Origin of the sequence: Nocardia brevicatena NBRC 12119, assembly GCF_000308495.1 — a bacterium.
Lineage (GTDB): Bacteria > Actinomycetota > Actinomycetes > Mycobacteriales > Mycobacteriaceae > Nocardia > Nocardia brevicatena.
The window spans coordinates 1-1,161 of the sequence record NZ_BAFU01000179.1 but is presented as its reverse complement, the minus strand read 5'-3'; the positions used below and the strand labels follow the sequence as shown (position 1 = coordinate 1,161).

Annotated in this window: 1 protein-coding gene; it reads right to left on the bottom strand. The window is 60.1% G+C overall.

What is annotated here, in order from left to right; all coding sequences use genetic code 11:
• Positions 1–252: 252 nt before the first annotated feature.
• Positions 253–1,161 (bottom strand): IS3 family transposase (locus ON20_RS25840; RefSeq protein ID WP_157229000.1); only part of this gene is annotated, 909 nt, incomplete at its 5' end.

The window sequence follows — 1,161 nt, the reverse complement described above, 5'->3', positions numbered from 1 at the left end:
ACATCCTCGCCCGCGCCTGGATCCGCGTCATCTGGCGCTGCTGGCACGACAACACCGCCTACGACCCCGCCCGCCACGGCGGACTCCGAGCTCTCCAACCACCACAGATCACTGAATCTGCGGCATGAGGTTGACATAGGGAGTGTCATCGAAGTACCTCTCGGCGGCGCGGCGGATCTGGGTCAGTCGTTTGGAGACCGCGCTGTGGTTGAGGGGCCCGGCAGATCCTGGACAGCGGCCTGAAGGGCTATTTCATGCTGCCGTCTGCCGATTCACGTAATCGGCGTGCACCTGCAGTGGCGCCTTGTAGCCGAGTCCCGAGTGGAGACGTTTGCGATTGTAGAAGGTCTCGATGTAATCCACAATCGCACGTCGTGCCTGATCCCGCGTTTCGAATGTCGTTCGATGTAGCCATTCGTTCTTCAGGGTGCCGAAGAACGATTCGGCCATGCTGTTGTCCCAGCACACTCCGGTGCGGCCGACAGATTGTCGCATGTCCATCCGCTTCAGTTTCTTCCCGAAGTCATAGCTGGTGTAGTTCGAGCCGCGATCGCTGTGGAAGATTGCCTGCGGTCGAATATCGATGTGGGTCGCGGTCATGTCGAGTGCGTCGGCGATCAACGGGGTGCGGTAATGGTCGGCCATCGACCAGCCGGCCACCATTTTCGTGTAGCAGTCGATCACGGTCGCCAAATACAGCCAGCCCTGTTTCGTCCGGATATAGGTGATATCGGAGACGAACTTCTCACCCGGTGCGGTGGCGGTGAAATCACGTGCCACGAGGTCGGGGATCCGGTGGTCGATATCGGCGTCGGTCGTGACCGGACGCCATGGTTTCGGCTGGCACGGCACGAGATCCAGCTCCCGCATCAGCTTGCGGACGGTGTCGTCGTCGACCTGGTGGCCCGAGGCGATCAGCACCGCGTGGACACGCCGATGCCCGTATGTGCCGTGGGAATCGTCGAAGATCGCGGTGATCATCAGTTTCAGTTCTTCACGCCATTTCTCATTCTCCGACGCCGGTCGGGTACACCATTCGTAATAACCCGATCTGGACACTCTCAGGTTCCTGCACATGAAGGCAACAGAGTAGGCCTTCTCCGCGTCCAGTTCGGCGATGAATGCGAATTTCACTGCTGCCGGCTCGCGAAGAAGGCCGCC